Below are 23,687 nucleotides of genomic sequence, written 5' to 3'. Positions count from 1 at the left end.
CCGCGAAATGCCGTGACCGTTCCCATTCTTTCCAATTCTGACCTGGCAGCCTATTCTGACGGACTGTTTGAAGGCGTGTCCACGGATGCACCGGTGATCGCCGCTGTCTCCGGCGGCAGCGACTCCATGGCGCTGTTGCAATTTGCCCATGTCTGGGCGCGAAAGCATGGCGCCGATCTGCACGCTGTGACCATCGACCACGGATTGCGGCCCGAGGCTGCTGCAGAAGCAGCCTTCGTTGCCGGCATATGTGCGGCGATGGGGGTTCCCCATCTGACGCTTGCCTGGGATGGCGCCAAGCCGGTTTTCGGTATTCAGGAGGCCGCCCGGCTGTCGCGCTACACGCTGCTTGACGATTTTGCCCAGGACATCGGTGCAGGCTGTGTCCTGACAGGGCACACCCGGGACGATCAGGCTGAAACGGTGTTCATGCGGGCGGTGCGGTCGGCGGACGGCACATCCGGGAACGCTGGCGACGGCCGTGGCCTTTCCGCCATGGCGCGGGAGACCACGTTGCTGAGCGGCACGAGCATCGTGCGGCCGCTTTTGGACTTCAGCCGGAAAAGCCTGCGTGCAATGCTTTCAGACATGGCGCAGCCGTGGATCGAGGATCCTTCCAACTTCGATGAAACCTATGAACGCGTGCGTGTGCGGCGGATGCTGGAAGAAGATGGTAAGCTTGGCGGGCAGTTGTTGCGGCTTGGCAAATTGTCGTCGCGGCTGAGAAAATGCCAGGCGGAAGCTGCTGCACGATATCTGAAAGACCATTCGGTTGCAGAACCTGGGCCGGTATTCAGGCTGGCGCTGCCGGCAGATGACGGCTTGCTGGATCATCCGGTGTTTCAACTTGCCATTCAGGTGATGATTGCGGTTGCAGGCGGGCAAAGCCATCTGGTTTCAAGGCGCCGGCTTGCGCCGGTGCGTGAGATGATTGCCGGTTTCAGGGCGGTTCGGCCAGGGGCAGGGATCCTGCGGTGACTTTGGGCGGTGCGGTCATCGGCTGCCGGGCCAAGGCCGAAAAAGGGGCCAAGCCGCACCGTTCGGCCAGCCATCTTGTGTTCATGCGCGAAAAGCGCAATCTCGGTTCACTCCTGCTGGAACCGGGAGAAGCGGCGTTGTGGGATGGTCGGCTGCATATTTCCAACGGGACTGCGGCGACGATCTTTATCGAACCGGCAGACCGCCAGCAGATCGCGGAATATGAAGCCGTTCGCGGCGGACGCTATAAGGTTGCCCTGCGCCGTGCACTGCTGTCGACGCCGGTGGTTCACACCCAGGAGACCGATCACGCCCTGCCGCGCCTGCCCCTGGTGGAGAGCGGTAACCTGCCGCGGGGTCTGGAAGTGCGGCTGGCTCCGGTGGCAATCGAGCATTTCTGCCCTGAAACCGATGTGGCGCTTAGGGACTGGGTGCGTTCGCTGGACAGCTATGCCTCTGCCAGCCTTCAGCCTTAGGCCACCTCTGGTATCAGTGCCGAGCCGTCAATTAACGCGAAATGGCGCCTGCATGCTGCGTCATATTCACCATAGCGCGACGAATTGGATGATTTCCGTGCCCGCAAACGGTAAATTGTTCGCCGTCGCCTTGGCTTTGCGGCAATTCCTACCTATTTTGAATGCAGATACCGATTGGCTGCCGCGCGGAGAGTGAGCTTCGCAGCGGGTTACGGAAAGCAACATGAACTCGAATTTCAGAAATCTCGCCCTGTGGGCCATTATCGCAGTCTTGCTGATTGCGCTCTTCAACCTGTTTCAAAGTCCGCAGCAGCGCACCAATTCGCGCGATGTGGCGTATTCGCAATTCATGCAGGAGGTCAGCGAGGGCAAAGTGCGCTCGGTGACCATTTCCGGACAGCAGATTGTCGGTACCTACACCGACAATTCCGGCCGTTTTGAAACCTATGCCCCGGAAGACCCCAATCTGGTGCCGAAACTTGAGGAAAAGGGCGTGCAGATCAACGCTGCGCCGCCGTCTGAAGGTTCTGCGCTCGGCTCATTCCTGGTGACCTGGCTGCCGATGTTCATCATTCTTGGCGTATGGATATTCTTCATGCGCCAGATGCAGGGGTCATCCGGTAAGGCGATGGGCTTTGGAAAATCCAAGGCCAAACTGCTGAACGAGGCACAGGGCAGGGTGACTTTCGAGGATGTCGCCGGTGTCGATGAGGCAAAACAGGATCTGGAGGAAATTGTCGAGTTCCTTCGCAGTCCGCAGAAGTTTCAGCGCCTGGGGGCAAAAATTCCCCATGGCGTGCTGCTTGTCGGCCCGCCGGGAACCGGCAAGACGCTGCTTGCCCGCGCCATTGCCGGGGAAGCCAATGTGCCGTTCTTCACGATTTCGGGCTCCGACTTCGTTGAGATGTTTGTCGGTGTCGGGGCCAGCCGGGTGCGCGACATGTTCGAGCAGGCCAAGAAGAATGCGCCTTGCATCATCTTTATTGACGAGATCGACGCGGTGGGCCGCCATCGCGGTGCCGGCCTTGGCGGCGGTAATGACGAGCGTGAACAAACGCTCAACCAGCTGCTGGTCGAAATGGACGGCTTTGAAGCCAATGAAGGCATAATCCTGATCGCTGCGACCAACCGGCCCGATGTGCTTGATCCGGCGCTGCTGCGGCCCGGCCGCTTTGACCGTGAGGTCACGGTTCCCAATCCGGATGTCAACGGGCGCGAGAAAATCCTGCAGGTGCATGCCCGCAAGGTGCCGCTGGCACCGAATGTCGACCTGCGCGTGCTGGCACGCGGCACACCGGGCTTTTCCGGCGCTGATCTGATGAACCTGGTCAACGAGGCGGCGCTTCTTGCCGCACGGCGCAACAAACGCCTTGTCACCATGGCGGAATTTGAAGACGCCAAGGACAAGGTGATGATGGGGGCGGAGCGCAAGTCGACCGCCATGACCCAGCAGGAAAAGGAACTGACGGCCTATCACGAGGCCGGGCATGCCATTGTCGCGCTCAACGTGCCGTCGGCTGATCCGGTGCACAAGGCGACCATCATCCCCCGTGGACGGGCGCTTGGAATGGTCATGCAATTGCCGGAAGGCGACCGCTATTCCATGAGCTACAAGTGGATGGTGTCCCGGCTTGCCATCATGATGGGCGGGCGCGTTGCCGAGGAACTGAAGTTTGGCAAGGAAAACATCACATCGGGTGCGGCATCCGATATCGAGCAGGCAACCAAGCTTGCGCGCGCGATGGTGACCCAATGGGGCTTTTCCGACAAACTCGGTCAGGTATCTTATGGTGAAAACCAGCAGGAAGTTTTCCTCGGCCATTCCGTGGCCCAGTCCAAGAACGTTTCGGAAGCAACGGCTCAGACGATCGATGCGGAAATCCGCCGCCTGATCGACGAGGCCTATGACGTTGCGACGAAAATCCTGAAGAAGAAGAAAAAGGACTGGGAAACGCTCTCGCAGGGGCTTTTGGAATACGAAACGCTGTCAGGTGAAGAGATTGCCGATCTGCTTTCGGGCAAGCCGCCACGCCGTGACCAGGGCGACGACACGCCGCCTGCGCGCGGCGGTGCGGTGCCGTCGACCGGAAAGAAGAAGTCCCGCGGACGTGGATCAAAAGGTGGCGATGAAGCCGGCGATCTGGAGCCGCAGCCGCAATAAGCCTGATTATATGTTCGGGATTTGAGATCAAAGAGGGGCTTCGGCCCCTTTTTTATCGGGAATGGGCGTTTTTTTTGTTTTCCGCAGCGTTAACCTTGTCGTTCGACGATTTGTTCAGCGAATTGCCGTATCGTGGCAGCGGGACTAAGATCGGCTCTGGTGCGGTCATGGCCGGCGTTCTGCCATTGTTGCTGATGATACAAACTGTGAAGCAACAGGCGCGCGAAATCGGCTAGAGCAATTCGGATGAGCACTTCATTTTGCGCCTTACCGGAACGCAAGGTGATCAGGGTAGGGCAGGCTTGAAGCCGGCCGGAACGGGACACTGTATGAGTACCAAGTATTTCGGAACGGATGGGATTCGCGGAACCGCCAATGCCTTTCCCATGACCGCGGAAATCGCCATGAAGGTGGGCATGGCAGCCGGTGTTGCCTTTCGCAGGGGTGATCACCGTCACCGGGTGGTCATCGGCAAGGATACACGTCTTTCAGGCTACATGATTGAGAACGCGCTGGTTGCAGGGTTTACCTCGGCCGGCATGGACGTTTTTCTGCTGGGGCCGGTGCCAACGCCGGCCGTCGCCATGCTGACCCGCTCTGTAAGGGCTGATATCGGCGTCATGATCTCCGCATCCCACAACGGTTTCCAGGACAACGGCATCAAGCTGTTCGGGCCGGACGGTTTCAAATTGTCGGACGAGTTGGAGGCGCAGATTGAATCGCTCATGGATCGCGATCTCGGTAGCGACCTTGCCGGTTCAACGGAACTTGGCAGGGCTACCCGCGTCGACGGGGTTCGCGACCGGTATATAGAGTTTGCCAAGCGCACCCTGCCGCGGGCCTTGTCGCTGGAAGGGCTGAGAGTGGTGATCGATACCGCAAATGGTGCTGCCTACAAGGTGGCGCCGGAAGCGCTTTGGGAGCTTGGTGCGGATGTGGTGACGATTGGCGATGAACCGAACGGCTACAACATCAACCGCGACTGCGGCTCAACAGATACAGCCGAACTGCGCCGCAAGGTGCATGAAACCCGCGCCGATATCGGTATTGCGCTTGACGGCGATGCCGACCGGGTGATCATCGTTGACGAAAACGCCAATGAGATCGATGGCGACCAGATTCTCGCATTGATCGGCGAATACTGGCATTCCAAATCGATGCTGTCAGGCGGCGGTGTGGTTGCGACCGTCATGTCGAACCTGGGACTTGAGCGTTTTCTCGGTGATATGGGATTGTCCCTGGCTCGCACGCCCGTGGGCGATCGCCATGTGGTGATGTACATGCGCGAACACGGCTTTAATCTGGGTGGTGAGCAGTCCGGCCACGTTGTCATGTCCGACTTTACCACGACCGGTGACGGGCTGATCGCTGCGCTGCAGGTCATGGCCGTTATGCGCGCCACCGACCGGCGGGCAAGCGAGGTGGGGCGCCGGTTCGAGCCGGTTCCGCAGATACTGAAGAACGTACGTTATAAAAACGGATTGCCGCTGGAAGAACAGCAGGTGAAGGAAGCCATTGAGGACGCAAAGTCCATGCTTGGCAATTCGGGCCGCCTGGTTATCCGTCCTTCCGGCACCGAGCCGCTGATCCGCATCATGGCGGAAGGCGACGACCAGGCCATGGTGAAGAAAATCGTCAACGGTCTTGCCGAAACCGTTTCGAAATGCGCGGCCTGAGGCAGGTTTTCATCTATCCGCTTCAAAACCTGTAGGTAATGCCAAGCCGGAAAGCTGAAGCCTGACCGTTCAGGTTGGTGCGTCTGGCTTGTCCCGTAGTAGGCGGAAAGCCCGAAAGGGTCTGTTTGTCCGAACTGGTATCGAACTCATAGTAGCGATAGGCGGCCAGAAGGGACCAGTTCTGGTCAATGGCCCATTCGATCCCGCCGCCTGCGAAAAAGCCGCCATGGCGCTCGCGGGTTTCCCGGGCCTTTGCGTTGCGGCCTCCTGGCGTGCTGTAGCCGATGCTGTAGAGTTCTGCATTGGCGTACCCGCCCTCTGCAAAGGCCAGAAGTTTGTCATTTACGAGCAGGCCCGCTTTGCCACCTATCCAAAAGACGTCCGAAATCTCCCGGCCACAGGTGCGGCGTTTGGCAGGGTTAGCCGCCGGCGCCAATCCTCTGGCGGCGCGGCAATCGGTCTCTCCATAGCCGCCGAGCGTATTGTCGTAGCCTGCATGAAGGCCGACGATCAGGGCACCCGTTGCATGATCATAACCTGTGTGAACGGCGTAGGCGTGTGTGCTGTTGTGATTTTCGTTTCGGGTTCTGTCTGCCGAAGCCTGATTGGGATCCCAGCTTGTCGCTCCGTCGCCATAGATGACCGACAGTCCGATTGAAGGACCGCTCCACCTGCCTGGGTCCCAGTCCTGGGCAAGGGCCGTCTCCCCGGTTAGCAACTGAACTGATAGACAGAGTGAACCCGCCATCGCGAAGATGGCGTTCCTTTGGACTTCGGATCGCATAGCCGCCTCTTATTCGTGGTCACTGACCAGGTTATTGCGATCATCGTCCCCCACTGCGGTGATTCGGACAATTTCCACCGTTGTACGAAATGCTGCCGGAATGCAACCAGCCAACAAAAACGTGTTTCCGGGCTGGTTCGGTTGACGGTTAACGTGCGTTAACCATTTTTTTTAACCTTAACGAGTACGGTTAAGTGCGCCTTAACCTTTCTGCGCGATCTTGCGGCCTGACAGTGAAGTCATCTGCCGTTTAGTCGGCGTAAGCAGGAAGGATGCTAGTCATGCGCAGCATTTTCAAATTTTCGGTTTTTACGGCAGGTCTGCTCGCCACGTCAGCCTTTGCGAATGCTGCAGATCTGATACCGCCGCCGGTTGTGGAGGTGGTTCCCGAGGTTCGCACAATTACCGTGGGCGGCTGGTATCTTAGAGGGGATATCGGATACTCGCACATGGCCGTGGACGGCGTGGAATATTATCAGGGATCAGCTACGCTGACCGGCGACTTTGAGAAACATGATCTTGGTTCGGCCTGGATGCTTGGCGGTGGTATTGGTTATCAGGCCACCGACTACTTCCGTATGGATGTTACGGTTGATCACCATTTCTGGGCTGAGTTCGACGGTTCTTCTGCGGTTGGCGTCACAAACTGCGGTACCGCCACCGGTGTTTGTAGCTATGAGGATACCGGTGAACTCGCGGTAACCACATTAATGGCAAATGCCTATGTGGACCTGGGCAATTTCTCCGGCTTCACACCCTATGCCGGTGCCGGTATCGGCGGTGCCATGGTGCACTGGAGTGACATCGAAAATGATGAGCGCTGTGTATCCGGTGATTGTACTGGCTCGCCTGGTGACTCCGAACACGACGGCAATGGCGAATGGCGGTTTGCCTATGCGCTGCATGCCGGTGTTTCCTACGATCTGACGAGCAATATGAAACTGGATGCGGGCTACACCTTCAAACATATTGAGGGGGGCACATGTTCAATTTTGAAGGCGGCAATGCCAACTCCGGCCAGCAGGGTTTCGATGGCGACATCAAGATCCATACGGTGCGCGCCGGCATCCGGTGGAACTTCCACTAAAACCATCCGGATTTTATGACAAACGTGACGGCTTCCTTCGGGAAGCCGTTGCTGTTTTCAGCCGCGCTTCAGCCTTTGAAGCCGCAAATTGCATGACAGACCGATTGCCAATTGACATGCGACAGCTCCTTGTCTAATCCCGCCAGTGGGCCACCCCTCCCCAACGAGGGGCTCACTATCTGGAAGGGTAGATCATGTCTGCGATACCGATGCCGGCCGTGCGTCCGGCCAATCCCCGTTTTTCATCCGGTCCCTGCACCAAGCGCCCAGGCTGGTCGCCAGAAGCGCTCGGTGATGCCTTGCTGGGCCGCTCCCACCGTTCGAAGGAAGGCAAGTCAAAGCTTGCCGAAGCCATCGCGCTGACACGGGAGGTTCTGGAAGTTCCACTTACCCACCGTATCGCCATCGTGCCGGCATCCGATACCGGCGCCGTGGAGATGGCGCTATGGTCCCTGCTGGGAGAACGCGGCGTCGACATGCTGGCCTGGGAGAGTTTCGGCAAGGGCTGGGTGACCGATGTTGCCAAGCAGCTGAAACTTGCCGATGTGCGGGTGTTCGAAGCGCCTTACGGTGAACTGCCGGATCTTGGCCTCGCCGATTTCGACCGTGACGTAGTGTTTACTTGGAACGGCACGACATCGGGCGTTCGTGTTCCCGATGGCGGGTTTATTCCCGAGAACCGCGACGGGCTGACAATCTGCGATGCGACGTCGGCTGCGTTTGCCCAAACACTCGACTATGACAAGCTCGATGTGGTGACTTTTTCCTGGCAGAAAGTGCTTGGCGGAGAGGGCGCCCACGGCATTCTTATCCTTTCTCCACGTGCCGTGGAGCGGCTCGAAACTTATGCGCCGCCCTGGCCGCTGCCGAAAATTTTTCGCCTCACCAAGAATGGCAAGCTGATCGAAGGGATTTTCTCAGGCGCGACGATCAACACGCCCTCCATGCTTTGTGTCGAGGATTATCTCGATGCACTTTCCTGGGCAAAGTCACAGGGCGGGCTTTCTGCGCTGACCAGCCGGGCCGACGGCAATTTCGCCGTTCTGAGAGATTTTGTCGAACAGACGCCATGGCTCGATTTTCTTGCTGAAGTGCCGGAGACGCGCTCCAACACCTCGGTCTGCCTTAAGATCACCGATCCGCACGTTGCGGCGTTGGGCGGCGATGAACAGGCAGCCTTTGCCAAGTCGATGGTCTCCGCGCTTGAAAAAGCCGGTGCGGCACTGGACATCGGCGCCTATCGCGATGCCCCGCCGGGCTTGCGAATCTGGACCGGCGCCACGGTCGAGCAGGCGGATATTGAAGCGTTGCTGCCCTGGCTTCAATGGGCCTTTGAAACGGCTTTGCAGGACCTTGAGGCCGCCGCCTGATTTTCTGCCCGCCCGTGTGTGGCCGGGCCTTCCCGAGATTTCCGACTATTGCGGCAAGCCGCCCGAAGGGCAGGCGCTGCATCCCATCAAGGAGAGTGTGATGACACCCCGTGTACTCGTTTCCGACAAGCTTTCTGAAACCGCTGTCGATGTTTTCCGCCGTGCAGGCATTGAAGTCGATTACCTGCCGGACGCCGGAAAGGACAAACAGAAGATGCTGGAGATCATCGGCAATTACGATGGCCTGGCAATACGCTCGGCAACCAAGGTGACGGAGAAGCTGATCAAGTCGGCAGACCGGCTGAAAGTGGTGGGCCGTGCAGGCATCGGCGTCGACAATGTCGACATTCCGGCTGCCTCGCGCAAAGGCATTGTGGTGATGAACACACCATTCGGGAATTCCATCACCACGGCCGAGCATGCCGTTTCGCTGATGCTGGCACTGGCGCGCCAGATACCGGCCGCCGACAATTCCACCCAGGCAGGCAAGTGGGAAAAATCCCGTTTCATGGGGGTGGAGATCACAGCTAAAACCCTGGGGGTTATCGGTGCCGGCAATATCGGCAGGATCGTGATCGAGCGGGCGCAAGGGTTGAAAATGCGCGTCATTGCCTATGACCCGTTTCTTTCCCAGGACAAGGCGGCAGCGATCGGCGTGGAAAAGGTTGAACTGGACGAGCTTTTCGAACGATCCGATTTTATCACGCTTCATGTGCCGCTGACCGACAAGACGCGAAACATTCTCAGCGCGGAAGCAATTGCGCAGCTCAAGCCCGGTGTGCGGATCGTTAACTGCGCCCGTGGCGGGCTGGTGGATGAGGCTGCCCTTGCGGAGGCGATCAAGGCGGGCAAGGTGGCGGGCGCCGCCTTCGATGTGTTTGCCGAGGAACCGGCGGTCAACAGCCCGCTTTTCGGTCTCGATAATGTTATCTGCACACCGCATCTTGGCGCCTCCACCCGGGAAGCGCAGGAGAATGTGGCGATCCAGGTGGCAGAGCAGATGTCGGACTATCTCGTCAAGGGAGCGGTCTCCAATGCGCTCAACATGCCATCGATCAGCGCGGAGGAAGCACCTAAGCTGACGCCTTTCGTAAAGCTGGCACAGCACCTTGGCAGCTTTGTCGGCCAGGTGACGGACGAGCCGATCAAGAAGATTGAAATCACCTATGACGGCGGTGTCGCGAAGATGAACATCAACGCAATGACGGCTGCGGCGGTCGCAGGCCTGATCAAAAGCCAGGTGCAGGACGTCAACATGGTCTCTGCGCCGGTCATGGCCAAGGAGCGTGGCATCCAGATTTCCGAAACCGTCCAGGACAAGTCCGGCGTCTTCGACAGTTATATCAAGCTGCGCATCATCACCGAAAAGCAGGAGCGCTCGGTTGCCGGAACGGTGTTCTCCGACGGCAAACCGCGCTTCATCCAGATCAAGGGTATTAATCTCGATGCGGAGATCGGGCGTTACATGATCTACACCACAAACCACGATGTGCCCGGCATTATCGGAACGCTCGGATCGGTTTTCGGCGAAGCGGGTGTGAACATCGCCAACTTCCAGCTCGGGCGGAACCGGGCAGGCGGGGATGCAATTGCGCTGCTCTATATCGACCAACCGGCACCGGAGGGTGTTTTGAAGAAGCTGCTTGATACCGGGCTCTTCCAGCGTGCCAATGCGCTGGAGTTCGAAGTCGGGTGAAAACCGCGCGTCAGGCGGCGGCAGTTTTGCGGCGGCGCTGGGACAGCCAGACGCCGCCGATCACCAGTACAAGCGCAATGGCGTGATACAGGTGGAAGCGTTCGCCGAGAATGGTGATGGCCAGGGCAGACCCGAAGACCGGCACCAGGTTTATGAAAACGCCGCCCCGGTTGGAGCCGATCAGTTCCAGGCCGCGCATCCAGAAGACCTGGCTGAGGATCGATGGAAAGATTGCGGTGTAGAGCACGACACCCCATCCCTGCAAGTCCGGCCATACCAGGGTGCCGGTCAAGGCTTCATGGGCAACGAATGGCAGGGAAGCCAGAAGGGCTGACGTACCAAGTACGCTGATAAAGCTCAGCCAGTGCATCTGCGGCTTCTGCTTGAGCAGAACCGAATAGGCCCCATAGGTCATGATGGCCACGAACATCAGCAAATCGCCAAGATTGAAGGCAAGGCGTGCCAGAACCTCAAGACTGCCGCTTGAGGCGATGGTGGCGACCCCGACCAGTGTCAGCGCGAACCCCGCCAGTTGAAGTCCGGTGGTGCGCAAGCCGAACAGCAGGAAGTTCAGCAAAAACACGATCAGCGGCATGGCGGCCTGAATGATCGCCACGTTGATCGCCGTCGTGTAAATCAGCGACGAATACATCAGGTTGTTGAAGACCGTAAAACCAATGGCCCCGAGCAGGGCCAGAAACCAGATATTGCGGCGGATCGCAGGCAGATCGCGTTTAAGATGCGGCAGGGCAAACAAATAGACAATTGCCATGGCTGCCGCCCAGCGCAGCGCTGTCAGCAGAAACGGTGAGACATGGCCGACGGCGAGTTTTCCCGCCACCGCATTGCCGCCCCAGAACAGGGCGGTAAGCAGAAGCAGGATGTAGGGCTGGCCGTAAAGCCACTGGAACGGGCGCATCGAATTACGAAGGGTTGTGCTGAAGGTGGCAGGGTTTTGCAGAACCCTTGATGTTTGAACCAGTTTGAGACTAATAACAACCGCAATCCGGCGGGTGGCAGGTGACCGCCCGGTTTCCCGAGCATTGCAGATGGTATTCCGCAGCCCTCCCGGGCTGGCGGGATCGGCTGGCGGACTGCACAGGCCGCCGGTTTGTAATTTCATGCAAAGGAGCAATGGCATGGGAAATGTGGTGGTCGTCGGCTCGCAATGGGGGGACGAAGGCAAGGGCAAGATCGTTGACTGGCTGTCGGAGCGTGCCGATGTGGTGGTGCGTTTCCAGGGCGGGCACAATGCCGGGCACACGCTGGTCATCGATGGCGTCAGCTACAAGCTCAGCCTCTTGCCCTCCGGCGTGGTGCGGCCCGGCAAGCTGGCCATCATCGGCAATGGTGTTGTGGTTGATCCCCATGCGCTTGTTGCCGAAATCGAGCGGCTCGGCCAGCAGGGGGTGGAGGTTACTCCGCAAAACCTGCGCATTGCCGAGAATGCCACCCTTATTTTGTCTCTGCACCGGGAACTCGACGGGCTGCGCGAGGATGCTGCATCGAACTCCGGCACCAAGATCGGAACAACCAGGCGCGGCATCGGGCCGGCTTATGAGGACAAGGTGGGACGGCGTGCCATTCGCATGCTCGATCTCGCCAACAAGGAAACCCTGCCGGCGAAGATCGACCGCCTGCTCACCCATCACAATGCATTGCGCCGAGGCCTTGGCCAGCCGGAGGTTTCCCATGAGACGATCTTTGAGGAGCTGACCGCAGTTTCGGATATGCTCGTGCCGTTCATCGAACCGGTGTGGCGCCTGCTCGACCAGATGAAGCGGAAGGGAAAGCGTATTCTGTTCGAGGGTGCGCAGGGAACGCTGCTCGACATCGACCACGGCACCTATCCGTTTGTTACCTCTTCAAACACCGTTGCCGGACAGGCGGCTGCCGGTTCCGGCATGGGGCCGGGTGCAGTCGGTTATGTGCTGGGGATTACCAAGGCCTATACGACGCGGGTCGGTGAAGGGCCTTTCCCCACCGAACAGGACAATGAGGTCGGACAGTTTCTGGGCGAGAAGGGGCATGAATTCGGCACGGTAACGGGACGCCAGCGGCGCTGTGGCTGGTTTGACGCGGTGCTGGTGCGGCAGGCAGTTGCCGCCAACGGCATTACCGGCATTGCGCTGACCAAGCTCGACGTGCTGGACGGTCTGGACGAAATCAAGGTCTGTATCGGCTATGAGCTTGATGGAAAACGCATTGATTATCTGCCTGCCTCCCAGGGGGCACAGGCAAGGGTGGTGCCGGTGTACGAAACGCTGGAAGGCTGGAAAGACACGACCGTGGGCGCACGCCATTGGGGCGATCTGCCCGCCCAGGCCGTCAAATATGTCCGCCAGATCGAGGAACTGATCGAGGCGCCGGTGGCGCTGCTTTCCACGAGTCCGGAGCGTGAAGACACCATACTTGTTCAAGACCCGTTTCACGACTAAAAGGGTGGCGGTACTCTACATATCCCGAAGAGGGCAGTGAGGCCGAATACCGGAGGAGATGCGGGAAAGCTTCATGGCTGACTATGTTTCGATTATCGCCAAGGCGGTTTCAGCGCTGGCTGAAAACACCGCAGCAAACCGGGAGGTAATCTACCAAAAGGCCCGCGATACGATCGACCGCAAGCTCAGGGCCATGGACCCGGCGCCTGCGGAAACTGCCATTGCTGCACAATTGCAGCAGCTGGAAGCCGCCATTAAGCATGTGGAAGCGGGCGAACAGGCAGCCGCTGCAGCCATTGCCCCGGCCAGCGAGGAAATTCCGGCCTCTCCTTCACCAGCTGAATCGCAGCCCGCTGTACCGACGGCGCCGCAGGCCGGATTGTCTTCGGTGCTTCCCGAAGCCGCCGACACACCAATCCTGATCGACGGGATCGGCGACAAGACGCTGCAGCACCTTGAAGAAGAGGGCATCACCAAGCTTAGCCAGATTGCCGCCATGTCTGACGGTGAACTGGCAGTGCTGACGGAAAAGATGGGCATTCCGGGGTTTGAGAAAACCCAGGAATGGAAAGAGCAGGCAACAGCGCTGCTGGCCGGCAATCCACCACGGTCCAAGACGGATCAGGAGCGGTTGCGCAAGATGCTCGATGAAGCGGAAGGATCCGCAGGTGAAGCCGCGCCAGCCGGTGCAGTTGAAACAGCCGTCACTGCAGCGCCGGCGGAAATGCCCGCGCCCCAACAAGATACAGCGCCGGTTTCGCAGCCAGAGCCGGCAACGGTACCGCAGGAACCGGCACCGCCGTCCATACCGCCTTCCCCGCCTTCTCCTGCCCAGCCGGATACGCCGCTGGAGCCAGCACCTGTACCCCCGCTCGAAACGGACGCAGTCCGCAATGTCCCCTACCCGCCGGGCGAACCGGAAATGCCTGCTGCACCGCCGCAGCCGGATATTGCCAGTGCTCCGCAAGCGCCGGCTGAACCCGCGCCGCGGGCACCTGAACCTGCCGTGCCATCCGGCATGGCCGACAGACCGGCAGATACAGGAAGTGTCCCTCAGCCCGATTACGTCTCACAACTGGACAATGATCCGGCGCTCGAAAGTGAACCGCCGGTTTCCCGCCCGGTGCCACCGCCCCGGCGCAAGGCTGGTGCCGGCAAGGTTCTTGGCTGGCTTTTAACCATCCTGCTGATTGGCGGTGCAGGGGCTGGCGCCTATTATTATCAGGATGAACTGAAAGAGGCCGGCAGCAAGGCGGTCAACGCCGTATCTTCGATAATCGCGGACGTCACCAAAGACGGGCCGGGCGATGCCGCCGAAGCGCCTGCCGGGGAACAGTCTGCCGGGGGCGAGACCGGGGAAAATGCGACGGGGGAAAGCGAGCCCGAGAAGGATACCTCACGGCTTGGTGATGGCGGTTCTTCCCAGTCGAGCGAACCGGCAGTGTCCGACCAGGAAACCCAGGATACACCGTCCGAACAGACAGCGGTCAGGGACGTAACACCGCCTGAAACGGAAGAGGCTCCGGTGGTGGAAACCGATGAGCCGATCCAGCTTGTCGAACCTGCCGATGGCGGCAATGCCGCTTCACAGGAAAACTCCGGAGAGCAGGCCGCTGAAACCGGCGAGGCGGCCAGTGAAAGTGGTGAGCAGCAAGCAGCTGCCAGCGACACTGCCGAGCAACCGGTCGTTCTGGCAGGTGAAAAGGCATTTCTCTACGAAGAGGGCTTCGGCACCAACGGGGCAAGCCGCGATGATGGTGCGGTTTCCTGGACACTGGCAAATGAGGCTCCCGAAGAGGGTGCCGCCCCAGAGGCGGTGATCAAGGGGGTGATGGAGGTTCCCGCGCGGGGGCTTCAACTTAACCTGACGATCAAGCGCAATGTTGATGCAGCGCTTCCCGCCAGCCATATCATCGAACTGTTCTTCACCGTTCCGCCAGGCTTTTCCGGCGGCAATATCGACCAGGTTTCCCGCTTCGTCATGAAGTCCACCGAACAGGCGCGGGGAGAAAGTCTTGTTGGCGTTCCGGCGCGCATTGATGCGGGTTTTTTCCTGATCGCGCTTAACAATCTCGAACAGGCCCAGCAGACCAATCTCGGCCTGCTGGAGACCGCGAACTGGATTGATGTGCCCATCACCTATCTGACCGGGCGGCGTGGTCTGGTCACGCTCGAAAAAGGTGCGACCGGCAAAAAGATCTTCTCCGAAGCGCTGGCGGACTGGCGCAACCGCTGAGCTTTTGCAGTCTGCCGCGTTCCCACTTGCGCCGCCATTTTCCTTCCTGTATCCAGTTGGGAACTCCAAGGGGTGCTCTTACGGGCTGAGACAGTGGACGCTGAACCCTTGATCCCGGACCATGAAGGCACTTGCTGCCGGCCAGTTTCGGGATCGGAAACCTGATCCGGGTAATGCCGGCGAAGGGATGGAGATTCCGGGACTGGCCAGTTTTCCATCGTCCCCTCTCCCAGCGTCGCTGAGTTTTCTTCCCAAACAGCATCCGGAATAATTGCGTCGGCGCGTGCCGCGGCACGGTTCGATATGGCCCGGGACAAAGCAATGGAACCACGGCGGTCTGCCTTGTTTAGCCTGTTGCACGCCTTGAGCGTGCTGGCGCTGCTGCTGGCTGTCTGGCAGGGAGCCAAGTGGTTTTTCGGGCCGCCGGACTTTCTGCTTCCCGGCCCGTCCACCGTTGCAGGCGTGATGTATCACCAGTTCCAATATGTTGGCGTCAATGCGCTGATCACCGTTCAGGAAATGGTATTGGGGCTTCTCGCCGGCAGTCTGCTCGGCATGGGGGTTGCCATTGCCCTGGCGGGGTTTCCGGTTCTCGACCGCTATCTGATGCCGGTTGTTGTAACGACGCAAACGCTGCCGGTCTTCGCCATTGCACCCATTCTGGTAATCTGGTTTGGCCTGGGGCTCGGGTCAAAGATCGTCATGGCTGCACTGATTATCTTCTTCCCGATCGCTTCCGCGTTTTATGATGGCCTGAAACAGACTCCGGCAAGATGGCTTGATCTCGGCCACAGCTGGGGAGCAAACCGGATGCAGCTCTTTTATCACATGCGGCTGCCTGCCGCCCTGCCGCCGCTCATGACCGGCCTTAAGGTTGCGGCCACCATCGCGCCCATCGGTGCGGTTGTCGGCGAATGGGCGGGCGCTGCAGGCGGGCTTGGATTTGTCATGCTGCAGGCCAATGCGCGCACCCAGATGGATGTGGTGTTTGCAGCCCTCATCGTGCTCGCCGTGTGCGCCTGGCTACTGCGCTTTGCGGTGGTGAAGCTGTCCGATCGACTTATCTGGTGGGCACGTCACGCCCATGACTGAATTTTTCAAAAACACGGAGTATTTTGAATGTTGAGAATGCTGGTTCTCTCACTGGCTCTGGTCAGTGCATCGCTGCCTGCACATGCGGCAGACAAGCTAACCGTCCTGCTTGACTGGTTCGTTAATCCCGATCATGCGGCGCTCGTTGTGGCAAAACAAAGAGGCATGTTCGACGAAGCCGGCCTTGACGTGGAACTGGTCCCGCCTGCCGATCCGAGCGCGCCGCCGCGCCTGGTTGCCGCCGGTCAGGCTGATCTTGCGATTTCCTATCAGCCGCAACTGCATGTGCAGGTCGATGAGGGACTGCCGCTGCTACGCGTCGGCACGCTTGCTGAGACGCCGCTCAACTCGCTGGTCGTGCTGCAGTCGTCCGGCATTGACGCCATCGCCGATCTGAAAGGCAAGACGGTCGGCTTTTCCGTCGGTGGGTTTGAGGATGCGGTGCTGGGCGCCATGCTGAAAACCGCCGGCCTGTCCCTTGACGATGTCAAACTGGTCAACATCAACTTTGCGCTTTCCCCCTCGCTGATTACCGGAAATGTGGATGCAGTGATCGGCGCCTTCCGCAATTTCGAACTCAACCAGCTCGATATCGAAGGCCATCCGGGAAAGGCGTTTTATCCGGAGGAAAACGGTGTCCCCGTTTATGATGAACTGATCCTGGTTGCCCACAAGGACCGGGTGTCGGACAATCGTCTGCGGCAGTTTCTCGATGTTGTCGAAGAAGCAACGCTTTGGCTTACCAACCATCCAGGCGAAGCATGGGCATTGTTCATCAAGGCCCATCCCGATCTCGACAATGAGCTTAACCGCCGTGCCTGGGCAGACACGTTGCCCCGGCTTGCCAAGCGGCCGGCTGCGCTCGATGCGGCGCGCTATGCGCGGTTTGGGCGTTTCATGAAAGCATCGGGGCTGGTCAAGAAAACCGTGGCAGTGGAGAAGCTGGCAATAGAGCTTGCACCCGCTCAATAAAGCGCAAAAAAGCCCGGCTGGTGGGCCGGGCTTTCATAACATTCAGGTGGCGGTCAGCCGGCGTGGTTTTCCAGCGCCACGCGGTTTTCGTCCGCCATGTCGCGGGCTGCCTGCTTCATCGCCTTCTGCACTTTCTCGAAAGCGCGGACCTCGATCTGGCGTACGCGTTCCCTTGAGATATCGAACTCGCCGGACAATTCCTCCAGCGTAATCGGATTTTCCTCAAGCCGGCGGGCAAGAAAGATGCGCTTTTCGCGGTCGGTCAGCACATCGAGCGCATCGGCAAGCATGTCGCGCCGGGCTTCCAGCTCGTCCTGCTTGACGAGGATTTGCTCGGCATTTTCGGTATCATCGACCAGCCAGTCCTGCCATTCGCCGCTTTCGCCCTCGCTTGCCTTGATTGGGGCGTTGAGGGAGGCATCGCCGCCAAGACGGCGGTTCATGGAAACCACCTCTTCTTCGCTGACGCTTAGCTGTGTGGCGATCTGCTTGACCTGATCGGGATTGAGGTCGCCATCATCCAGCGCCTGGATTTTGCTTTTGGCCTTGCGCAAGTTGAAGAACAGCCGCTTCTGGTTGGCGGTCGTGCCCATTTTGACCAGGCTCCAGGAGCGCAGCACGTATTCCTGGATCGACGCCTTGATCCACCACATGGCATAGGTGGCGAGGCGGAAACCGCGTTCGGGATCAAACTTCTTGACGGCCTGCATCAGCCCGACATTGCCTTCGGAAACGACCTCGCCGATGGGCAGGCCGTAGCCGCGATAGCCCATGGCGATCTTGGCAACGAGGCGCAGATGGCTGGTCACCAGCTTGTGGGCAGCCTCCGGGTCGTCATATTCGTGATAACGTTTGGCAAGCATGTACTCTTCGTCGGGTTCCAGCATGGGGAACTTGCGAATTTCCTGCATGTAGCGTGAAAGCCCGCTATCGCCGGAAGCGACGCTGGGCAAGGTTGTGGTTGTGGCCTGGGCCATGGATTGCACCCTCCGTCTTGTTGTTCCGGCTCCCGTTCCGGCAAGCCGTACGGACGTGAAATTCACCGTCCGTAATGTCTTTATATAGGAAAAGTTGCGGCGGTTTCATGAAATTTCGGTAATAAACGATAAAGAAATTGTAACCGTCAGAAAATATCGTTTTATAGCAATTGGTTATATGGTTTTCAAAGCGTTTTTAAGGGAGCGAAAATCGTCCGGAGCCGGGGCTTCAAAGCGCAGGTGTTTGCCGGTTGCCGGGTGTTCGAAGCCGAGGACGGCAGCGTGCAGCGCCTGGCGGCCAAACGCCTTTACCACCGTTTTCGCCGGTTCTGGCAGCGCATCTGCCTTGGTGGCAAAATGCTTGCCATATACCGGGTCGCCGACAAGCGGGTGGCCAAGATGGGCCATGTGCACCCGTATCTGATGGGTGCGGCCCGTTTCGAGGCGGCATTCAAGCAGGGCGGCGAGGGGACGGTCGTCTGCTTTTCGAATAAACGTCTCCAGCACCTTGTAGTGGGTGACGGCATGGCGGGCGCCGGGGGTTGCCGCTTCGACAATGGCGCGCTTTGTCCGGTTGTTGGGCGCGCGGCCAAGCGGCGCGTCGACCGTTCCGGCGTTTGAAGCGGGAATGTCCCAGACCAGGGCAAGATAGGCACGCTCCAGCGGTCCGCTCCTGCCGTGATCGGCAAATTGCGCGGCAAGGCCCGCCATTGCTTCCTCGGTCTTGGCTGCGACCATGACGCCCGAGGTGTCCTTGTCGAGGCGGTGAACGATGCCGGGGCGCTTGACGCCGCCAATGCCGGCAAGCGAACTGCCGCAATGGTGCAGCAAGGCGTTGACCAGCGTGCCGTCCGGATTGCCGATGCCCGGATGCACCACCATGCCCACCGGTTTGTTGACGACGATGAGGTGATCATCCTCATGAAGAATGTCGAGGGTGATCTTCTGGGGCCGGGGGGCTGCCGGCTCGGGCGGAGGGACAAGCACCGCATAGGTTTCACCGGCTGCCACCTTTTTCTTGCCCGCCGTGGAGGGCCTTTCCCTGAACATGACCATGCCGTCGCGGATCAGCGCCGCGACGCGGTTGCGCGAGACGTGCGGCGGCATCCGGCCTGCAAGCCAGGCATCGAGCCGGCCGCCGGCCTCGCTCTCCTCCACGGTGAAGGCTTTTATTTCCGGGTCGTCTGCGCTACCAGACATCGCACTTTACTTCCATGGCAGCAGATGCGGGCCGCAACTGGCAAGGCAGACCATCCATGAACGCACAGCCGGAATTCAACGATGAGGAAAAACCGCTCGATCCGGCAACGGAGCGGGTGCGGCGCAAGCTGGCGCGTGTCGGCGCAATCTTCATGGGCATCAACATCGTAGCGCTTATGGCGGTCCTCGGTGCGGTTGTCTACAAGCTCGGTGGCTATGGCGAGGAGGATGGCGGGCAAACCGGGGGATCGGAGCTTGGGCAGCATGCGGTGGCGGGGGGGCAGTCCCCATCGAGCCGGGTTTCGACGCCATGGTGGACATTCCCGACGGCGCAAGGCTTGTCTCGGTCTCCGAGACCGGCGGGCGGGCCGTGCTGCACCTGCAGCTTTCCGATGGCGGGGCGGAGGTGTGGTTCTTCGACCTTTCCACCCGGCAGGTGGCCGGCAAGCTGCGGTTGCGCTAAGGCTTCAATTTACTAGAGCGTGTCCGGTTTAAATTAAAGCAGTTTGCATGGATGGATTTTTCGTTTCCGGCAAGGAGAACACCGCAGCGCGGTGCCTTGCCACCTTGCGAGGATTTCGGCGAAGCCAGAACGCAAAAGACACCACAGCCGGGCACTTAACATCATGAATGTACCGGGTTTTCTGCAATCGTTTGAACCTTGTTCCTTGCCCTTCGGGCAGCGCCGGAAAATACTGACAGTGCCTGCACTGCGCCGCATTTTCCTCCTTGCCGAAGACCAAACTCCCGGCGCTCAAACGATTCCATTTAAGCCGGACACGCTCTAGTATCGGTTTGCGAGCACTTTCCCGGCGCAGCAGCGGCGATGACGGTGTGATGATTGGCAGGGGCTGGCAGGAGGGTGAACGGGATGCTGGGGTTGTCCAAAATGGGTCTGATGGCGACCTGTCATGTAATCGCCATCGACCGGGAGGCTGTGCTCGATCCGGGCAAGGGCGCAACCCCCAAAAGCGCGACAATGGGCGACAAGATGCGCCAGGCCAAGACCTTCCTGCGGCTGTTAAAGGCGCTGAAGGCCTGGGCCAAGACCCGCGGCGCTGATCAGGTACTGATCCATGTGACGACGGGCACCAAAGAAGGTGGGTTCAACACCCGAACCACCGGCCGCCTGCTCGCCAAGGCAGGCGCAACAGCAATCGGAGGCGGGTATGTGGCGTAAAACATATAAGTGACTTAATAACCATTAGATGCGCTGCTGTGAAGGAAATTTCTTGATGAATTTGAAGACATTAGGCATGTGGTTTTTTATATTATTATGTTGCTCGTTAATATTAATCTCTTATTTTTATAACAATAATTACTCTTTTGATATTTATATATTTTGGGTTGCCTTGATAGTGGTTATGTTAATCAACATTGGCATAAAAAAAAGTTGAGCGAAAATCAATAAAAATAATAAGCGTATGAAAAAATGATGGGGTTCAAATGACGCTTTCTGTAAAATCCTTCGACATAAGTTTTGGATTTAAATCTCCGGGTACAATCCCGGGCACGACAACTAGAACTGAATACGGGGTTATTTCGGGCAAAGCAACTGCGACGCTGACTGTGACCGCTAGTGCATTACCAATGGTTGGCACTGCTCTTGAGAAGGTGCCTTTGGCGAGGAACATAGAACTGACCGGCTTTGTAGCCGATCCGACGAAACTGTTTTCTGCTGACCCTCTTCACGGTGTTAGCTCAAAAAAACCTGGAATTAAAGTAGACGTTTTTACACACGGAACTGCGGGTGTATTGGTCGGCGGCAGCATCTCAACTGAGGGCGAAGTCGGGGTGAGAACAGGTGTTGGGACCACAGACTATAATGCTTATGTAGAATTCAATGCTGATTTTGACTTTTCTCCTGGTGCAAATCCGAATGCTGGCAAGTACTACTCAGTAGACGCCGACCCAAAAGGAATATTTCGGGAAGGGTTCTCCCCGGTTCAAGGGGTCGAAACCATTCACGGATTCGACAAGCATTACGGTTACGACCCTCGTGGAGCCGACCCGGTAAACTGGGGATATGACAGCCCCGCTGTCAACCCGGGCCGGGGAAATTTGCCCGGTGGAAAAGTAATCGATTCAAATATCGGGTCCGCTAAAGTCGGTCAGGACCCAGATGGCTATGGTTCTCCCATCGGCGAGCGCGGCAAGGACTATGATTCATCGGTTGGTCCTGGACGGGGAACATCGCCCGGCGGGAAAACCGTCACGCCTGAAGCGGTGTCAGCCCCTTCGCCGATCTCAGTTTCCGGACCGGACAGGGTCAAAGACAGTGCCAAGAGATATGGCATTTCATCGACGCAGGTTGATGCTGCGCGTAGGGACATCGATGTCAATGGCCCAGAGCAGAAGGTCGTGGATCTCACTCCTGCCCCTCTGATTGATGGCTGGTATATCAACTATGTGAACTATGGCATCACTCCCACGACATATGGTTTTACGGGTATTGTAGAGCCGGACGGTTCCACCCGGAGTGGCTTTGATGCTGCCAGGGATGCCATCGCAAGAGGCGGGACCGTTAAAGATGCGAAGAGGGCTGCCTACAATAGCGGACTGAATTCCAGTGACATCAAGGATGTCGTTCGGGTTGAAGCCGCGATAAGAGACGCCGTTTCCAGTCGCGGTGGCGAGGGCAATGGTTCCGCCCGAGGCGGCACAAGCGAAAGGAGCGCTGCCGAAGCCAATGCGGGCTATTCGGATACCAGTATGGGAGGCCGGGGCGCAATGTCAGTGCCCGTCCTGCTCGATCTCGATGGCGACGGGATATCGATCACGGAGCTTACGCAGTCCACGGTCTTTGTGGATACCGACAATGACGGTTTGCAGAACCGCACCGCCTGGGCGGGTGCGGGCGATGCGGTGCTGTTCTATGACCCAGACGGTCACAATACCATCATCGAAAGCCGTCAGTTCATTTTCACCGAATGGGACCCGACGGCACAAGGCGATCTTGAGGCGATCCGCAGCGTTTTCGATAGTAACGGTGACGGAAAGCTGACGGCAGCTGATGCGGCCTTTGCCGATTTCAAGCTGATGGCTGCCTGACTCCAATTGGGCTTCCTGGCCCAAATTTGCTGATACGACCCTAATTGGCCTGCTTGAGGCGGGCGGTTTCCTGCAGGGCGCGGACGCGGTCGGCCAGGGTGTTGCCTTCGTCCCCGCTCTTGTGTCCTTCCTTTTCGGCGCGTTTGAGAATGTCGTGGATCGGCGACTCCTCGCCTTCCATGGCTGCCGTCATGGCGGTCACCTGGGCTGCAAGGTCGTTGATGCGCTCGCGCAGAACGGCATTTTCCTTGCGTTCGTTCTCCCACTCGGCGCTGTCTTTCAGGTTGGCGTCCGACACGCGCTTTTCGAGCGCGTCGCGCTCCCTGGTGGCAGCCTTGAGCTGTTTGCGCAATTCGGTCTTTTCCTTGTTGAGGACGGTCATTGCCTTTGAGACGTTTTCATTGGAAGCGTCCGACAGGAGCGCTTCCATGCGCAGGGTAGCCTTGGCAAGGTCGGCCTCCAGTCTCGTGGCCTTCTTGCGTTCTTCCATCAGCATGCGGGTCAGTTCGTTGCTGGAATCGTCTTCGGATTGGGAGGAGGAGCGCAGCTGCTGGACGTTGCGCTCGGTGCTTTGAAGGCGGTCCTCCAATTCCTTGTTGAGTTTGCTGGCGCGGGCCAGCCGGTCCTCGGTGTCGCGATAGCGTTTTTCGGCCGATGCGATCTCGCTTTCGAGCCTGGCAATGCCGGCGCGCAGGGCATCGGCTTCCTCTTGCAGCTGTGCCTTCTCGGCTTCCACAGAGCTGGCCTTGTCGGAAAACTCATCAAGATTGGTCTGTTTGGCGACCAGTTCGATGCGGCGGGAGTCGGCTTCTGCCTTGGCATCGTGGAACTTGCGCTGCATTTCCTCGAACTCATGCGCCTTGGCGTCGAGCTTTGCACGGGTCTGTTCCAGTTCTTCGGCCGTCCGGCTCAGCTGCTCCTCACGCTGGTTGAGTTTGTTGCGCAAATCGGCGCTGCGCGATTCCAGTTCTTCCACCATGCGGATCTTTGCGCGGCTTTCCTCGGCGAGCTTTGCCAGTTCGTCCCGCTTGCGGTTGATTTCGATGACCTGCCGGTCTGCCTTGTCCTGCAGTTCCTCAATGGACATTTCGAGGCGCCGCGTGCTCATGGCAAATTCAGCACGCAACTGGTCCTTGTCAGCCTGCACCTCGTTGAGGGTGAGGGGAACCGAACTTTCGATGCGCCGTTTGGTCAGCACCACGGCCCGGTTCCAGATGGCGGGGGAAATCATGAGCGCGATCAGCGCAGAGGCCAGAAAGCCGAGAATGAAATAGAGGACACCTTCAAACACGTGTGCAGCCCTTAAACGGTTACGCGGGAACTTCGATCATGATGACATGAATGCCCGCCGCTTTCCACGTTAAGCCATCGTTAACCCTCAAAAATGACGTTTTTGGGTTAATTCCCAAGCCCGCAGGAGGACCGGAAAACAAGCGCCGAACGGCAACAAAAAAAGAGGCCCGCAGGCCTCTTTAAAGGTTTTCAGCGTGTGT

19 protein-coding genes are annotated in these 23,687 nt (G+C 58.7%); 14 read left to right on the top strand and 5 right to left on the bottom strand.

Annotated elements, in window-relative coordinates:
• Window positions 1-12: 12 nt before the first annotated feature.
• The 4 genes from tilS (at window position 13) to glmM (ending at window position 5,291) form a co-directional block, all read left to right on the top strand.
• Entirely contained in the window at window positions 13-978 is a 966-nt protein-coding gene (gene tilS, locus BVL55_RS12800; protein WP_075997226.1) for a tRNA lysidine(34) synthetase TilS, read from the top strand.
• A complete protein-coding gene (locus BVL55_RS12795; protein WP_156892546.1) occupies window positions 975-1,454 on the top strand; it encodes a hypothetical protein in 480 nt (159 codons plus the stop codon). The genes tilS and BVL55_RS12795 overlap by 4 nt, the downstream gene beginning before the upstream one ends.
• A 223-nt stretch (window positions 1,455-1,677) precedes the next feature.
• Window positions 1,678-3,615 carry an ATP-dependent zinc metalloprotease FtsH gene (gene ftsH, locus BVL55_RS12790; RefSeq protein WP_075997224.1) on the top strand — a complete coding sequence of 646 codons (1,938 nt, stop codon included), beginning with the start codon at window positions 1,678-1,680 and terminating at the stop codon, window positions 3,613-3,615.
• Between the two features lie 329 nt (window positions 3,616-3,944).
• Window positions 3,945-5,291, top strand: coding sequence for a phosphoglucosamine mutase (glmM, locus tag BVL55_RS12785; protein WP_075997223.1), 1,347 nt, complete (start codon window positions 3,945-3,947; stop codon window positions 5,289-5,291).
• A 22-nt stretch (window positions 5,292-5,313) separates the two neighbouring features.
• On the opposite strand, the gene BVL55_RS12780 is transcribed toward glmM, so the two are convergent.
• Window positions 5,314-6,039 (bottom strand): outer membrane protein, encoded by a 726-nt coding sequence (locus tag BVL55_RS12780; RefSeq protein ID WP_162841508.1) that lies wholly within the window; start codon window positions 6,037-6,039, stop codon window positions 5,314-5,316.
• A 317-nt stretch (window positions 6,040-6,356) separates the two neighbouring features.
• Between BVL55_RS12780 and BVL55_RS12775 the strand changes: the two genes are divergently transcribed.
• From BVL55_RS12775 to serA, 3 genes are all read left to right on the top strand, one after another.
• On the top strand, window positions 6,357-7,181 hold the full coding sequence (locus BVL55_RS12775; protein ID WP_075997221.1) for an outer membrane protein: 825 nt from the start codon (window positions 6,357-6,359) through the stop codon (window positions 7,179-7,181).
• A 175-nt stretch (window positions 7,182-7,356) separates the two neighbouring features.
• A complete protein-coding gene (locus BVL55_RS12770) occupies window positions 7,357-8,532 on the top strand; it encodes a phosphoserine transaminase (protein WP_075997220.1) in 1,176 nt (391 codons plus the stop codon).
• Window positions 8,533-8,632: 100 nt separating this feature from the next.
• Window positions 8,633-10,228: a phosphoglycerate dehydrogenase gene (gene serA / locus BVL55_RS12765; protein ID WP_075998147.1), complete on the top strand. Its 1,596-nt coding sequence runs from the start codon at window positions 8,633-8,635 to the stop codon at window positions 10,226-10,228.
• 10 nt (window positions 10,229-10,238) lie between these two features.
• Here the strand turns inward: serA and BVL55_RS12760 are convergent, their stop codons facing one another.
• The gene (locus BVL55_RS12760; protein ID WP_075997219.1) at window positions 10,239-11,147 is read right to left on the bottom strand and encodes a DMT family transporter; all 909 of its coding nucleotides are present in this window, start codon (window positions 11,145-11,147) and stop codon (window positions 10,239-10,241) included.
• Window positions 11,148-11,367: 220 nt separating this feature from the next.
• Between BVL55_RS12760 and BVL55_RS12755 the strand changes: the two genes are divergently transcribed.
• The 4 genes from BVL55_RS12755 to BVL55_RS12740 all read left to right on the top strand — a co-directional run bounded on the left by BVL55_RS12755 (window position 11,368) and on the right by BVL55_RS12740 (window position 16,966).
• Window positions 11,368-12,666: an adenylosuccinate synthase gene (locus BVL55_RS12755; protein WP_075997218.1), complete on the top strand. Its 1,299-nt coding sequence runs from the start codon at window positions 11,368-11,370 to the stop codon at window positions 12,664-12,666.
• 73 nt (window positions 12,667-12,739) lie between these two features.
• Entirely contained in the window at window positions 12,740-14,902 is a 2,163-nt protein-coding gene (locus BVL55_RS12750) for a hypothetical protein (RefSeq protein WP_156892545.1), read from the top strand.
• A gap of 342 nt (window positions 14,903-15,244) precedes the next feature.
• On the top strand, window positions 15,245-15,994 hold the full coding sequence (locus BVL55_RS12745) for an ABC transporter permease (protein WP_162841507.1): 750 nt from the start codon (window positions 15,245-15,247) through the stop codon (window positions 15,992-15,994).
• A 27-nt stretch (window positions 15,995-16,021) separates the two neighbouring features.
• A complete protein-coding gene (locus tag BVL55_RS12740; protein ID WP_075997216.1) occupies window positions 16,022-16,966 on the top strand; it encodes an ABC transporter substrate-binding protein in 945 nt (314 codons plus the stop codon).
• Between the two features lie 53 nt (window positions 16,967-17,019).
• On the opposite strand, the gene rpoH is transcribed toward BVL55_RS12740, so the two are convergent.
• On the bottom strand, window positions 17,020-17,943 hold the full coding sequence (rpoH, locus tag BVL55_RS12735; RefSeq protein WP_075997215.1) for an RNA polymerase sigma factor RpoH: 924 nt from the start codon (window positions 17,941-17,943) through the stop codon (window positions 17,020-17,022).
• Between the two features lie 174 nt (window positions 17,944-18,117).
• Window positions 18,118-19,143: an RluA family pseudouridine synthase gene (locus tag BVL55_RS12730; protein ID WP_075997214.1), complete on the bottom strand. Its 1,026-nt coding sequence runs from the start codon at window positions 19,141-19,143 to the stop codon at window positions 18,118-18,120.
• A gap of 310 nt (window positions 19,144-19,453) precedes the next feature.
• Between BVL55_RS12730 and BVL55_RS16620 the strand changes: the two genes are divergently transcribed.
• From BVL55_RS16620 to BVL55_RS16615, 3 genes are all read left to right on the top strand, one after another.
• Entirely contained in the window at window positions 19,454-19,606 is a 153-nt protein-coding gene (locus BVL55_RS16620; protein ID WP_156892543.1) for a hypothetical protein, read from the top strand.
• A 408-nt stretch (window positions 19,607-20,014) separates the two neighbouring features.
• Window positions 20,015-20,323, top strand: coding sequence for a hypothetical protein (locus tag BVL55_RS12725; RefSeq protein ID WP_075997213.1), 309 nt, complete (start codon window positions 20,015-20,017; stop codon window positions 20,321-20,323).
• Window positions 20,324-20,589: 266 nt separating this feature from the next.
• Window positions 20,590-22,194 (top strand): hypothetical protein, encoded by a 1,605-nt coding sequence (locus BVL55_RS16615; protein ID WP_156892542.1) that lies wholly within the window; start codon window positions 20,590-20,592, stop codon window positions 22,192-22,194.
• 40 nt (window positions 22,195-22,234) lie between these two features.
• Here BVL55_RS16615 and BVL55_RS12715 read toward each other — a convergent pair whose 3' ends face one another.
• A complete protein-coding gene (locus tag BVL55_RS12715) occupies window positions 22,235-23,485 on the bottom strand; it encodes a coiled-coil domain-containing protein (protein ID WP_075997211.1) in 1,251 nt (416 codons plus the stop codon).
• Between the last annotated feature and the right edge of the window lie 202 nt (window positions 23,486-23,687).

The sequence above is a fragment of the Salaquimonas pukyongi genome (assembly GCF_001953055.1).
In the GTDB taxonomy this organism is placed as follows: domain Bacteria; phylum Pseudomonadota; class Alphaproteobacteria; order Rhizobiales; family Rhizobiaceae; genus Salaquimonas; species Salaquimonas pukyongi.
This window is presented reverse-complemented; position numbering and strand designations above follow the sequence as displayed.